Raw genomic sequence first — 13041 nt, 5'->3', positions numbered from 1 at the left:
TGGGAGCGAGCTTGCTCGCGATAGGGGTCTATCAGTCGACATCGATGTTGGCTGATCCACCGCTATCGCGAGCAGGCTCGCTCCCACAGTGCTTTCTGGGGTTTCGAAAATGTGCGATCAGCCATCACTTCCCTTGTGGGAGCGAGCCTGCTCGCGATGAGGGTATGTCAGTCGACATCGATGTTGGTTGATCCACCGCTATCGCGAGCAGGCTCGCTCCCACAGGGGTGCATCACTGCAACCCCGCAAGCCGCCCTTCGATAAATCGCCGTTCCGGCAGTTGCTGCGTCAGTTCAAGCGCACGCCGGTAGGCAGCCCTCGCCTCGTCCACCTGCCCTAACTGCCGACAGAACTCCGCCCGTGCCGAATGGGCCAGGTGATAGTCCGTCAAATCGCCCCTGGCGAGTATTCCGTCAACCAGGCGCAGCCCTTCCTGGGGCCCGTCGCGCTTGGCCAGGGCGGCGGCTCGGTTGAGTTCGATCACCGGCGACGGCACGGCCCGCAGCAGCACATCATAGAGCCCGACGATCTGCGGCCAATCGGTCTCCTCGGCCGTCGGCGCTTCGGCATGCACCGCCGCTATCGCCGCTTGCAAGCAGTACGGCCCGAACCGCCGGGTCTTCAACGCGGCTTCCACCAACGCGCAGCCCTCGGCGATCAGCTCGGTGTCCCACAAGGATCGGGACTGTTCATCCAGCAGGATCAGCTCACCGGTCGACGACGTTCGCGCCGGTCGCCGGGATTCGTGCAGCAGCATCAACGCCAGTAGCCCCATGACCTCGGCCTCGGGCAGCAACTCCATCAGCAGACGCCCGAGGCGGATGGCTTCGCGCGTCAGGTCTTCGCGGGTCAGCTCGGCGCCCATCGACGCCGAATACCCTTCGTTGAACACCAGGTAGATCACTCGCAGCACGCTGTCCAGACGCTCCGGCAGCTCCGCCCGGGACGGCACCTGGTAGGGGATCCTGGCATCGCGGATTTTCGCCTTGGCCCGCACGATGCGCTGGGCAATGGCCGCCGGGGCGGCGAGGAATGCCCGGGCGATCTGCTCGGTGGTCAGGTCGCAGACTTCCCGTAGCGTCAGGGGCACCTGGGCATCCGCCGCCAGGGCCGGGTGGCAGCAGGTAAAAATCAGCCGCAGGCGATCGTCTTCCACGTCTTCGTCACCCCACTGGCCCTGTTCCAGTTCCTCGAGTTGGGCGATCAACATCGGTCGGGACGCGGCGAAACGCGCCCGTCGGCGCAAACTGTCGATGGCCTTGAAACGCCCGGCAGACACCAGCCAGGCCCGTGGATTGTCCGGCACTCCGTCGCGCTGCCAGCGATCGACCGCAATGAAAAAGGCCTCGTGCAAGGCCTCTTCCGCAAGATCGAAGTCTCCCAGCAGGCGAATCAGGGTCGCCAGGATCCGTCGCGAGTCTTGCCGATAAACCTGCTCGACCCGCGCCTTGACCGTTTCGGCCGACATCAGTCGGGCATGCCCCGGGTAACCAGCGCTTCAAGCCGGTCCAGGCTCTCGCCCCACCCTTCATGGAAGCCCATGGCTTCGTGCGTCTGGCGATCCTCCTCGCTCCAGTGCAGCGCACGGGCGGTGTAACGGGTTTGGGTTAACGCATGAGAGGCAGTTGTGAGGTTCATGAATGAAATCCTGTTTGTGCTTGTTGTTCAGGGGTTCAGTTGGCGTACCGGTCGTACTTCGACGCAGCCGACCCGGGCCGCCGGAATATTGCCGGCGACCTGGATGGCTTCGTTGAGGTCCTTGGCGTCGATCAAATAGAAGCCCGCCAGTTGCTCCTTGGTTTCGGCGAACGGGCCGTCGGTGATCGACAGCTTGCCGCCGCGCATGCGCACCGTGGTGGCGGTCTGTACCGACTCCAGGGCCTCGGCGGCCACCATGCGCCCGCTGCCCTGGATCGACTCGGCATAGGCCATGCACTCGGCGTCCTCCGGGCTGTCGGGCGAGTTGTGCAGCGTGTGTTCGTTGCTATACACCAGGCATAGGTACTTCATGGAAGGCTCCGTGATCGGACTGATCAACTATGGACGGCAGAATGACCCTCGGCAAAAAAACCGACGATCAGGGTTGCAGGTCGAACAGCGCCGTCCCGGCCATCGGGTCGAACGGGGCGGACCAATGTTCATGGACGATCCGCCATTGTCCGGCAACACGCTGATAGCAGGCCGTCACGCGCATCCAGCAGGCTTGTTCCTCACCCTTTTCGTTGGTGCCGCCGCAATAGGCGAGCCAATGGGCGAAGGCGATGTTATCGGCCGGGGTAATCTTGACCTGATGAAAGTCGAACTTGTGCGGGCCGGGGCACATTTCCATGCAGGCTTGCCAATGGGCCCGGTAAGCGGCCTTGCCCTTGAACTGCAAGGCCTGGATGGCATCGAACGAGACAATGTCCTCGTCATAGAGCGCCATGACCTTTTCAACGTCCTTGGTCATCACGGCCTGGCGATAGGTGTCGATCAGGGCCTGGATCTGGGTTTCAGTGGTTTGGGTATTCATGGTGATTCTCCGCAGTTTTTTTGTTGAAGACACCCTTGGTCGTTTGGAGAAACAGCGAATCGACAATCCAACAAAAATAATCCAAAGAAAAAAATTCGCTAGAATCCACGTCTCATTTAGCCGGCAAACAATGGATGTTTTTGTGACCGTTCAGCTCGTCCCCTACGAAGACCTGACCCCGCGTCAACGCGAACAGGTCACCGCCATCGAAATCCACCCCGGACAGATCAAGTTCGCCGGCGATATCCACGGCGCCCTGCATACGCTGCTGTCCAAACCCGGCCCGGGGGTCAAAGGCTTTGCGCTATTGGCGCAGGAGGTGCCGGTAGCCTTCCTTCTGCTCAAGCGCCCACCGGTATTGCCCGCCTGGGCCAACGAACACAGCGCCACCCTGCATGCCTTGCAAGTCGACCACCGGGCCCAAGGCCAAGGTTATGGCAAGGCCTGCCTGCAGGCGCTGCCCGCCGTGGCGCGCGCCGCCTGGCCGGAGATCCGCGGGTTGGAGCTCTCGGTGGACGCCGACAACGACTCGGCCATCGGCCTGTACACGCGGATGGGCTGGGTCGACAGTGGCGAAGCCTACAAGGGCCGCATCGGTTATGAGCGGCGGATGGGGTTGGTGTTTTGAAGACCTTGGCCCATAGACTCAGGATGAATGGATGATGGTGACGTCGATTGAACAGTTGGAAGCCCTGTATGGCTTGCCTCACGAACGGGCAGTGCGTAAACAGATCCCGTTCCTGAACGAGGACTATCAGGCGATGGTCCGGGCCTCGCCGCTGGTGGTCATCGGTTCCGCAGGCCCCGACGGCCTCGATAGCTCGCCCCGGGGCGACGTGCCAGGTTTTGTGCAGATCCTCGACGAGCGGACCCTGGCCCTGCCGGATCGTCCCGGCAACAACCGCATCGACACGCTGCGCAACGTTCTGCACGATCCACGGGTATCGCTGCTGTTCCTTATTCCAGGCATTGGCGAGACCTTGCGGGTCAACGGCACCGCCCGGATCAGCGCCGAACCGGCACTGCTGGAACGCTTTGCGGTCAACGGCAAGCCGGCTCGCACCGTGCTGCTGGTGACGGTCGAAGCGGCGTTTTTCCATTGTGCCAAAGCCATCGTGCGTTCAGACCTGTGGAACCCGGCCCGCCATCTCGAGCGCTCAGCCCTGCCCAGCGCCGGGGCGATCCACAAGCGTTTGAATGATGGGCAGTTCGATGCCGAGACTTACGACCGTGAAGCGCCTGCGCGGGTGCAGGCCAGTTTGTACTGAAGCCGCAACGATCAGCTCGGCTTGAGCGGGATCCAGATCTCCAGGGTGCCTTGGCCAGTCCTGGGGTTGAAATCCTCGCTGTAGCGCTCGAACTCCGGCAACTCGGCCGCTTCGTGGCCGGAATGCGGCAACCACTCATTCCAGATGTATTGGAACGTGTCCGGCAGCTGTTTCAACGGCCCTTTGTGTTCGAAGACCGCGTAATGCCCTGGCTGGATTTCGATCCAACGGTATTGCTCCGGCAGATCGTCGAGCCGGCTGATCTCCACGCCGGCGATGTATTCGAACCCACCCTTCCCGTCCGGGTTGCAACACACGCCGTAGGTCACTTCATCTTTCTGCCCTGGCACTTTGCCGAGCCAGGGCAGGAACTTTTCCCAGAGCAAAGGAATGTCTTGGGCGGTGTCCTCGGTAAACCGGGCACCAAAGCCAGCGATGAGCTGAAAACGTCCCTGTTCAAAGCGTGGTACGGCTGTGTAATCGCGTTTGGGCTTTTCCATGCGGCAACACTCCAGCAAAACGTGAAGTCGGGCTTGGCAGTATAGAAGCCAAACCGTGATTGGCAGGACCGTTTCGCTTGTCAGAGACCAGGCACGGTGCCGGTGACGGCTTTTCCTACAAACTCGTTGTAGCCAGAAACAACCACATACACTGCGAAATAGCAGAAGATCGCGGCGGATGCCCAATAGGAATAACGCAACAGTTTATCCCCCAACAGTTTGCCGCCCTGGGTCGCGGCCAGGCACAAGGCCGCGCACCACAGCAGCCCGGCACAGAGAAAACCACTGAGGAACAGCGCCGAGCTGAGCAACGTTCCGCCGCCCGAGCGAGCGATCAGCGTGCCGCCCACCGCCGCGAACCAGAGGATGGCACTGGGCGATGACATGGCAAGGAAGATCCCGCGAAAAAACTCCTGGCGCGAAGAGTTGCCTTGCACCTCACTCGCCTCGGCCAGCACGGTGCTGTGATAGATCGCCGAATGGATCATCTTCGCCGCGAAGTACAGCAACAACACCGAGCCACCGACCCACAGCACCCAGCGCACCGCTTCGTATTGCAGCAGCACGGTCATGCCGGCCAGGGCCAGGACGGCGTAGACCAGGTCGCCCACGCAAGTGCCCAGGCCCAAGGCGAAACCCTGGAAATAGCCACGCTGCATCGCCAGGGTGATCATCGCGATATTGGCCACGCCAATGTCCAGGCACAGGGAAAGGCTCAGCAGGAAGCCGCTGGAAAATTCCATCATTCATTCCATCAGGATTGGGTGAGACAGGTTGAACATGCCGCGGCGACCATCGATAGCGCCGCAGCCTGGGCGACAGTGTCGTCGAAAATAGTTCGACGCGGCTACTGGACAATCCGACATCCGCCCGATTATCTTGCGCCGCAGGCCACCGCAGTGGCCAACGTCGCTCGGACGGTTCCGGGCGCTCACGTATCTCGAGGCAACAATGGCCGAACAAGGTTCGCCGCGCCGCTTTGCGCGCATCGATCGACTCCCCCCGTACGTATTCAATATCACTGCCGAGCTGAAGATGGCTGCGCGTCGGCGCGGCGAAGACATCATCGACTTGAGCATGGGTAACCCCGACGGCGCCACGCCCCCGCACATCGTGGAGAAACTGGTCACCGTCGCCCAGCGTGAAGACACCCACGGCTACTCCACGTCCAAAGGCATCCCGCGCCTGCGCCGCGCCATTTCGCGCTGGTACAAGGACCGCTATGAAGTGGACATCGACCCGGAAAGCGAAGCCATCGTCACCATCGGTTCCAAGGAAGGCCTGGCACACCTGATGCTGGCCACCCTGGACCAGGGCGACACGGTGCTGGTGCCCAACCCCAGCTATCCGATCCACATCTACGGCGCGGTAATCGCCGGCGCCCAGGTGCGTTCGGTGCCGCTGGTGCCTGGCGTGGATTTCTTCGATGAGCTGGAACGGGCCATTCGCGGCTCGATTCCCAAGCCAAAGATGATGATCCTGGGCTTCCCCTCCAACCCCACCGCCCAATGCGTGGAGCTGGACTTCTTCGAACGGGTCATCGCCCTCGCCAAGCAGTACGACGTGTTGGTGATCCACGACCTGGCCTACGCCGACATTGTCTATGACGGCTGGAAAGCCCCGTCGATCATGCAGGTGCCTGGCGCGAAAGACATCGCGGTGGAGTTCTTCACTCTGTCCAAGAGCTACAACATGGCTGGCTGGCGCATCGGTTTCATGGTCGGCAACCCGGAACTGGTCAGCGCCCTGGCGCGGATCAAGAGCTACCACGACTACGGCACCTTCACGCCGCTGCAAGTGGCCGCCATCGCCGCTCTCGAAGGCGACCAGCAATGCGTGCGCGCCATCGCCGAGCAGTACCGCCAGCGCCGCAATGTGCTGGTCAAGGGCCTGCATGAGCTGGGCTGGATGGTGGAAAACCCCAAGGCATCGATGTACGTCTGGGCGAAGATTCCCGACGCCTATGCGCACCTGGGCTCGCTGGAATTCGCCAAGAAGCTGTTGGCCGAAGCCAAGGTCTGCGTCTCGCCGGGGGTGGGGTTCGGGGAATACGGGGATGATCATGTGCGTTTTGCGCTGATTGAGAACCAGGACCGGATTCGCCAGGCTGTGCGGGGGATTCGTGGGATGTTTCGGGCGGATGGGTTGACCGGCAAAGCCTGACAGCCAACCACAACATCTGTGGCGAGGGAGCTTGCTCCCGCTCGACTGCGAAGCAGTCGCAAACCGGTCGCCTCACTCTATGAGTCGGAGTTGACTGGATTGGGGCCGCTTCGCGGCCCAGCGGGAGCAAGCTCCCTCGCCACAGTTAGTCCAGGGTGTTCTTAGATCACCAGCGACAACAGCAGGATAAAGATCAGCCCCACCACGGACAGGATGGTTTCCATCGCGGTCCAGGTCTTGAAGGTTTCGGCCACGGTCATGTTGAAGTACTGCTTGACCAGCCAGAAACCTGCGTCGTTCACGTGGGACAGGATCAACGAACCGGCACCGGTCGCCAGCACCAGCAGCTCACGGTTCACGCCTGGCATCATCCCCACCACCGGCACCACGATCCCGGCCCCCGTAATGGTCGCCACAGTGGCCGAACCCGTCGCAATCCGAATCACCGCCGCCACCAGCCAGGCCAACAGGATCGGCGAAATCTGCGCACTAACCGCCATGTGGCCGATCACATCGCCCACGCCGCTGGTCACCAGCATCTGCTTGAAGCCGCCACCGGCACCGATGATCAGGATGATCGCGGCAGTCGGGGCCAGGCTTGCGTCCAGCCATTTGAGCATCTGGCTGGAGCCGATGCCCTGCTTGTAGCCGAAGGTATACAGCGACAGCAGCAACGCCAGCAGCAAGGCCGAGATCGGGTGGCCGATCATGTCCATCCAGACGCGGAAGAGGTTGCCGTCCGGCAGCGCTACGTCAGCAAAGGTCTTGAGCAACATCAGGAACACCGGCGACAGTACGGTGATCAGGGTGATGCTGAAGCTTGGCAGCTCGGCGGCGTTCGTCTCGCGGGCCAGTTGATCCACCAGTTCCTGGTTCGGATGGCCGGGGATGTGCTTGGCAATGAACGTACCGAAGATCGGGCCGGCAATGATGGCGGTCGGCAGTGCGACGATCAGGCCATAGAGAATGGTCTTGCCGATGTCAGCGCCAAAGATACCGATCGCCAGCAGCGGACCCGGGTGCGGTGGCACCAGGCCGTGGACTGCGGAAAGGCCGGCCAGCAACGGGATACCGATCTTGATGATCGACACGCCGGTGCGGCGCGCCACGATGAACACCAGCGGGATCAGCAACACGAAGCCGATCTCGAAGAACAGCGGGATGCCCACCAGGAACGCAGCGAACATCATCGCCCACTGCACCTTGTCCTTGCCGAAGGCACGGATCAGGGTCTGGGCAATCTGATCGGCCCCGCCCGACTCGGCCATCATCTTGCCGAGCATCGTGCCCAGCGCCAGGATGATGCCGACAAAGCCGAGCACGCCACCGAAGCCGTCCTGGAACGCCTTGATGATGGTGCCGGTCGGCATGCCCGACGTCAGGCCGAGGAACGCGGCGGCGATGGTCAGTGCAATGAACGGGTGGAATTTGAACTTGGTGATGAGGACGATGAGTCCGATCACCGTGACCACTGCATCAAGCAGTAGGAACGTCTCGTGGGACATGCCGAACATGGGAGGTGTCTCCTGATTTGTTGTTGTTATTGAAGCAGTTATTTATGAGCCGTCGGGACAGCGCTATCTTTCTGACGCGAATTTTTTGAAACTCAGCCGGCAAGCTTCAAACCGTGGGCCAACCACCAGACGTAAGCCTGGCGCGCCAGTTCGTCGATGCTGTGGCTGGACGCGTCGAGAGCCAGGGTCAGGGGCTCGCCGACAGGGGATTCGAGGGTGGCAAACTGGCTGTCGATCAGAGTCGACGGCATGAAATGACCGGGACGGTGGGAAACACGGTCGGCGGCCACTTCGGGGGTCAATTCAAGGAATACGAAGCCCAGGCCGGGCAAGGCACTGCGCAGACGCTCGCGATAACTGTGCTTGAGGGCCGAGCAGGTCAGCACCGGGCGCTCGCCCGTGGCGTCGACACGGCGCAACTCATCGCACAGGCTGTCGAGCCAGCCGGCACGGTCGTCGTCGTTCAGGGGAATACCGGCGCTCATCTTCTGGATGTTGGCCGCGGGGTGGAAGGTGTCGCCTTCGATGGCGGTGGCGCCGCTCAATTGGCACAGGGCCTGGCTGACGCATGTCTTGCCGCAACCGGCAACGCCCATGATGACCAGGGCGGTGATGGGATTGTTCATGTAACACCTCAGCGCGCAGACAGCGCTACCTTTGCCAGTTATGACACCGCAGCAAAAGCAGAAGTTGCCGACGCCTTCTTGTCATTTTTGTGGTTGCAGCATGTTCGTTCACGACGCGAGCGGACGGGAGATCAGGCAACCCCCGTTCACGCATTTGCAGCGGCGTCGAGACAGCGCTACCTTAGTGCCTTGATTTTTGTTTGGCAAGCCGCCCTGATGACCGCCTCTAAAAACGATAAGAATACTCGCACCACCGGTCGCCCCACGCTCAACGAAGTCGCACGCCTGGCCGGTGTCAGCCCCATCACTGCCTCCCGTGCCCTGCGCGGCGTCAGCACCGTAGCCTCGGAACTGGTGGAAAAAGTCCGCCAGGCCGCCGTGGAGCTCAACTACGTCGTCAATCCCGCTGCCCGCGCCCTGGCTTCGGCCCAGAGCCATTCGGTGGTGGTGTTGGTGCCGTCGTTGTCCAACCTGTTGTTCATCGACACCTTGGAAGCCATCCATCGGGTCCTGCGGCCCAAGGGTTTCGAGGTGGTGATCGGCAACTATCACTATTCCCGGGACGAGGAAGAAGACCTGTTGCGCAACTACATGGCCTATCAGCCACGGGGTTTGCTGCTGACCGGTTTCGACCGCACCGAAAGCGCCCGGCGGATGATCGAGGCCAGCAACATTCCCTGCGTGTACATGATGGAACTGGACCCCGGCGCCGGGCTCAACTGCGTTGGTTTTTCCCAGCTCAAGGCGGGGGAAACGGCGGCCGGGCACTTGATTTCCAAAGGCCGCAAGCGCCTGGCCTACATCGGTGCACAGCTGGACCAACGTACCCTGCTGCGCGGCGAAGGCTTTCGTCGCGCCCTGCAGAAAGCCGGCTTGTATGACCCGGACCTGGAACTGCTGACCCCGCGCCCCTCCTCGGTGGGCCTGGGTGGTGAATTATTCCTGCAATTGCTCGACAGCCACCCGGACGTCGATGCGATTTTCTTCGGCAACGACGACCTGGCCCACGGCGCCTTGTTCGAGGCCCTGCGCTGCGGCATCAAGATCCCCGAGCAGGTCTCGGTCTTGGGCTTCAACGACCTGCCCGCCTCGGCCCACATGGTGCCGCGCCTGAGCAGTATCAGCACCCCACGGGAAGCCATCGGCCGTCGCGCCGCCGAACAGATGCTGACGCTGATGGCTGGCAACCGCATCGCCCAGCCGGTGGTGGACATGGGCTTTGAGCTCAAGGTTCGCGAAAGCACCTGAACAGCCTCGGCACGAGGCGGTCAATCCATGCCGACGAACGGCAAGGATTGGCCGCCGCGCTCGCAGCACGCCCGTCTAAAAGCCCTTGGCATAAGGTTCTCGCGGCAACGGCATGGGAATTGCTCCTGCCCCTCGCTCAGCCATTACCTACAAGGTGTTCATCATGTTGGTCAGTGCAAAACAGCAAGCGATGGTCTTGCCGCTCAAGCGCCCGGGCGAGGATCCCACCGCCGAAGCCGCCAGCGGCCTGCAAAGCGCCGCGTTGCAGGCGTTGCGCGATAACGTCCAGGCCCGGGCCAGCCAGGGCAGTGCCCAGGTCCAGGACGCCTTCACCCGACAAGCCACGCAGCAGGTCAGCGCCGCCACCGCCATCAGCGACAAGGTGGACGAGGCATTCGCCAAGACCCGCGTGCACTTGCAGACCGTTGCTTCGTCAGCGCCCGAAGAAACCACGACGCTTGGCGGCTCCGCGACGGCAGAATTCAAGGACTACATGAGCAAGACGCCCGAAGAGCGCCTGCGCGACAGCATCCTTGAAGAGATGGGCATTACCCAGGAAGAGTTGGAGGCGATGCCGCCCGAGAAGCAGATGGCCATCAGTCAGGAGATTGCCCAGCGCATGCAGGACAAATCGGCGATGGCACAAGTGGAAAAGGCCGAGGAAAGCCGCACAGGGGACACGGCCTCGGCCACGGACATGTTTCTCGCCTCGCTCTGAGCTTCGACACATAACGAAGGGTTTGAGCTGGGCCGACCGCCCCAGCTCAAACTGAGGCCAACCGAGACGGTAGCGGCTCAATGACCGAACAGATTCACCTTCTTGGCCTTCTTGTCGGCACGCTTTTCATCAGCACTCTTCGCCGGTTTTTTCTTTGCCGCTTTTTTTGAATCCATGCCTTTGGCCATGATACGTACTCCACTCATACGGGATGTGCAGTCAGGTATACACCTATCGCCGCACCCGCGTTCTTTTATAATCGCCTCCCCCTTCTGCGCCACGACCCTGCCATGTCCGAAATCCTTTACACGCAACTCGACGAGCCGCTGTGGCCACTGATGAACAAGTTTTACCGCGCCCACCAATCTTCGATGAAAGCGGTGCGTGACGCACAATTGTGGGTGGCAAGACGCGATGAGATCGTCGCCGCCCTGTGCCTGCGGCCGGTGTCGGGCGGGCATTGGTTGACCGGGTTGTTCGTCGCCCCGACGTACCGCGTGCAGGGCATTGGCGCGCGGTTGATCGCCGAGGCAGTGAAAGACCTGGATGAGCCGGTGTGGTTGTTCTGTCACCCGGACTTGCGTGGTTTTTATGAGCGACGTGGTTTCAGCTTCGATCCTGAACTGCCCTATGCCATGGCCGAGCGCCTGAGCCGGTATGCGCGCAGCAAGCCGATGATTGCGATGGGGTTGGCATCTGCAAAACCCTGAAGATCAACGCAGCCCACTGTGGGAGCGAGCTTGCTCGCGATGGCGTCAGGTCAGTTGCATCAAGGGTGGCTGACACACCGCCATCGCGAGCAAGCTCGCTCCCACAGAGTTAGTCGTCGGCCATGGGATCCAGGTCCGGAAACATCACCTCGGTAAAGCCGAACTTGCTGAAATCCGTGATGCGCGACGGGTACAACCGCCCGATCAGGTGATCGCATTCATGCTGCACCACCCGCGCATGGAAGCCCGACGCGTAGCGCACGATCGGCTCGCCCTTGGGGTCGAAGCCTTCGTAGCGGATGTCCTGGTAGCGATCCACCGCACCGCGCAGGCCCGGTACCGACAGGCAACCCTCAAAACCCTCTTCCATCTGCGGGCCCAACGGAGTGATCAATGGGTTGATCAGAATCGTCTGGGGCACCGCCTCGGCGTCGGGGTAACGCTCGCTGTGTTCGAAGCCGAAGATCACCAGTTGCAAGTCGACACCGATCTGCGGCGCCGCCAGACCGACACCGCCGACGCTTTCCATGGTCTGGAACATGTCGTCGATCAATTGCCACAACTCAGGGCTGTCGAACAGGTCGGCGGGCACCGGCGGGGCGATGCGCAGCAGGCGTTCGTCGCCCATTTTCAGGATTTCACGGATCATGGTCGGGCTTCGTCAGGGTGGGTGTGAGGGATGGAATGGTCGCGCCCCAGGCCGGACACGTGCTGCTTTTCATGCTCGCCCGGGTTCTTTTCACCTGGATTCTTGCCCTCGGCGGACATGTGCTCGATCACCGCATTCATCTCCGCACCGAGCAGCAGCACTGCCGAAGAGATGTAGAAATACAGCAACAACACGATGATCGCGCCGATGCTGCCATACATGGCGTTGTAGTTGGCGAAGGTCTTGACGTAAAACGCGAAGCCCAGGGAGGCGATGATCCACACCACCACCGCCAGCACCGACCCTGGGGTGATGAAGCGAAACTCCTGCTTGACGTCGGGCATCACGTAATAGATCAGCGCCACGGCGACCATCAGCAAGAACACGATCACCGGCCAGCGCACAATCGTCCAGAGCGTGACGATGAACTCCTCCAGGCCGACCTGGGCCGCAATCCAGCCCATCACCTGCGGCCCGAGCACCATCAGCGCCGCGGCGGCCAGCAGCATGCCGGCGATGCCGACCGTGTAGAAGATCGACAGCGGAAAGCGCTTCCAGGCCGGACGGCCCTCGACCACGTCGTAGGCGGCGTTCATCGCGCTCATCATCAGCCGCACGCCCGCCGAAGCGGTCCACAAGGCGATGACGATACCCACCGACAACAAGCCGCCCTTGGATTGCTGGAGCTGGTCAATCACCGGGTTGACCTGTTCCAGGGCCTGGGGCGGCAGCACCAGTTCCGATTGCAGGCGCAGCCAGGAGAAGAAGTCCGGCAGGTGCAGGAAGCCAATCAATGCAATCAGAAAGAGAATGAACGGGAACAGCGAAAACAGCATTTGGTAGGCCAAAGCCGAGGCGTAAGTCGACATCTCGTCGTCGAGAAACTCGGTCACGGTGCGCATCATCACACGATGCAAGGGTAAGCCTTTCAAGGCCGGGAACATCATGTGCGTCTCCTTTCGCCGCAAAAAGGGGTGGTCGCTTGGCGACTCAGGGGGCGTTGCCACAACAAAGTAGCCTGTTTGGCGACGTTGGATCAATTTCGTCTTTTCAGGCCCGACGCTGAGTTGACCGATGATTGCCAAGCCAAGTTTCATCGTTCGTACAGGCGGGGCTTTATGTTTACCCGGCAA

The 13041-nt window shown here is 61.5% G+C and carries 15 protein-coding genes and 1 pseudogene; 6 read left to right on the top strand and 10 right to left on the bottom strand.

Annotated elements, in window-relative coordinates:
- Positions 1–232: 232 nt before the first annotated feature.
- The 4 genes and pseudogenes from ACLH0I_RS07555 to ACLH0I_RS07540 all read right to left on the bottom strand — a co-directional run bounded on the left by ACLH0I_RS07555 (position 233) and on the right by ACLH0I_RS07540 (position 2512).
- On the bottom strand, positions 233–1468 hold the full coding sequence (locus tag ACLH0I_RS07555; RefSeq protein WP_411386702.1) for an RNA polymerase sigma factor: 1236 nt from the start codon (positions 1466–1468) through the stop codon (positions 233–235).
- Positions 1468–1605 (bottom strand): annotated as a pseudogene (locus ACLH0I_RS07550) (SRPBCC domain-containing protein); the annotation flags it as partial. The pseudogene ACLH0I_RS07550 and the gene ACLH0I_RS07555, both read right to left, overlap by 1 nt.
- Before the next feature lie 60 nt (positions 1606–1665).
- The gene (locus ACLH0I_RS07545) at positions 1666–2010 is read right to left on the bottom strand and encodes a YciI family protein (protein WP_186709173.1); all 345 of its coding nucleotides are present in this window, start codon (positions 2008–2010) and stop codon (positions 1666–1668) included.
- A gap of 67 nt (positions 2011–2077) precedes the next feature.
- A complete protein-coding gene (locus tag ACLH0I_RS07540; RefSeq protein WP_186709181.1) occupies positions 2078–2512 on the bottom strand; it encodes a YybH family protein in 435 nt (144 codons plus the stop codon).
- A 142-nt stretch (positions 2513–2654) separates the two neighbouring features.
- On the opposite strand from ACLH0I_RS07540, the gene ACLH0I_RS07535 reads away from it, so the two are divergent.
- Positions 2655–3140, top strand: coding sequence for a GNAT family N-acetyltransferase (locus tag ACLH0I_RS07535; protein ID WP_411386701.1), 486 nt, complete (start codon positions 2655–2657; stop codon positions 3138–3140).
- A gap of 34 nt (positions 3141–3174) precedes the next feature.
- On the top strand, positions 3175–3780 hold the full coding sequence (locus ACLH0I_RS07530; protein WP_250965680.1) for a pyridoxamine 5'-phosphate oxidase family protein: 606 nt from the start codon (positions 3175–3177) through the stop codon (positions 3778–3780).
- 11 nt (positions 3781–3791) lie between these two features.
- Here the strand turns inward: ACLH0I_RS07530 and ACLH0I_RS07525 are convergent, their stop codons facing one another.
- A complete protein-coding gene (locus ACLH0I_RS07525) occupies positions 3792–4280 on the bottom strand; it encodes a GyrI-like domain-containing protein (protein WP_250965678.1) in 489 nt (162 codons plus the stop codon).
- Between the two features lie 80 nt (positions 4281–4360).
- Entirely contained in the window at positions 4361–5023 is a 663-nt protein-coding gene (locus tag ACLH0I_RS07520; protein WP_250965679.1) for a LysE family translocator, read from the bottom strand.
- A 208-nt stretch (positions 5024–5231) separates the two neighbouring features.
- Here ACLH0I_RS07520 and alaC point away from each other — a divergent pair, with 208 nt between their 5' ends.
- Complete coding sequence (gene alaC / locus ACLH0I_RS07515; protein WP_411386700.1) at positions 5232–6443, top strand: alanine transaminase; 1212 nt, start codon at positions 5232–5234, stop codon at positions 6441–6443.
- Between the two features lie 161 nt (positions 6444–6604).
- On the opposite strand, the gene ACLH0I_RS07510 is transcribed toward alaC, so the two are convergent.
- Together ACLH0I_RS07510 and ACLH0I_RS07505 are read right to left on the bottom strand one after the other, a co-directional pair.
- The gene (locus ACLH0I_RS07510; protein ID WP_053182604.1) at positions 6605–7957 is read right to left on the bottom strand and encodes a GntP family permease; all 1353 of its coding nucleotides are present in this window, start codon (positions 7955–7957) and stop codon (positions 6605–6607) included.
- A gap of 92 nt (positions 7958–8049) precedes the next feature.
- Entirely contained in the window at positions 8050–8583 is a 534-nt protein-coding gene (locus tag ACLH0I_RS07505; RefSeq protein ID WP_186613539.1) for a gluconokinase, read from the bottom strand.
- Between the two features lie 216 nt (positions 8584–8799).
- On the opposite strand from ACLH0I_RS07505, the gene ACLH0I_RS07500 reads away from it, so the two are divergent.
- The 3 genes from ACLH0I_RS07500 (at position 8800) to ACLH0I_RS07490 (ending at position 11259) form a co-directional block, all read left to right on the top strand.
- Positions 8800–9831, top strand: a complete 1032-nt coding sequence (locus ACLH0I_RS07500; RefSeq protein WP_411386699.1) for a LacI family DNA-binding transcriptional regulator — start codon at positions 8800–8802, stop codon at positions 9829–9831.
- 163 nt (positions 9832–9994) lie between these two features.
- Positions 9995–10549, top strand: coding sequence for a hypothetical protein (locus tag ACLH0I_RS07495; protein WP_250963214.1), 555 nt, complete (start codon positions 9995–9997; stop codon positions 10547–10549).
- A 290-nt stretch (positions 10550–10839) separates the two neighbouring features.
- Positions 10840–11259, top strand: coding sequence for a GNAT family N-acetyltransferase (locus ACLH0I_RS07490; RefSeq protein ID WP_411386698.1), 420 nt, complete (start codon positions 10840–10842; stop codon positions 11257–11259).
- Between the two features lie 109 nt (positions 11260–11368).
- On the opposite strand, the gene def is transcribed toward ACLH0I_RS07490, so the two are convergent.
- Both def and ACLH0I_RS07480 read right to left on the bottom strand, forming a co-directional pair.
- Positions 11369–11908 (bottom strand): peptide deformylase, encoded by a 540-nt coding sequence (gene def / locus ACLH0I_RS07485; protein ID WP_186709197.1) that lies wholly within the window; start codon positions 11906–11908, stop codon positions 11369–11371.
- The gene (locus tag ACLH0I_RS07480; RefSeq protein ID WP_207966961.1) at positions 11905–12855 is read right to left on the bottom strand and encodes a YihY/virulence factor BrkB family protein; all 951 of its coding nucleotides are present in this window, start codon (positions 12853–12855) and stop codon (positions 11905–11907) included. The genes def and ACLH0I_RS07480 overlap by 4 nt, the downstream gene beginning before the upstream one ends.
- Between the last annotated feature and the right edge of the window lie 186 nt (positions 12856–13041).

Source organism: Pseudomonas sp. MPB03, assembly GCF_046605385.1.
Lineage (GTDB): Bacteria > Pseudomonadota > Gammaproteobacteria > Pseudomonadales > Pseudomonadaceae > Aquipseudomonas > Aquipseudomonas zanjanensis.
The sequence above is the reverse complement of the archived record's forward strand: the minus strand, read 5'-3'. Positions and strand labels throughout refer to the sequence as shown.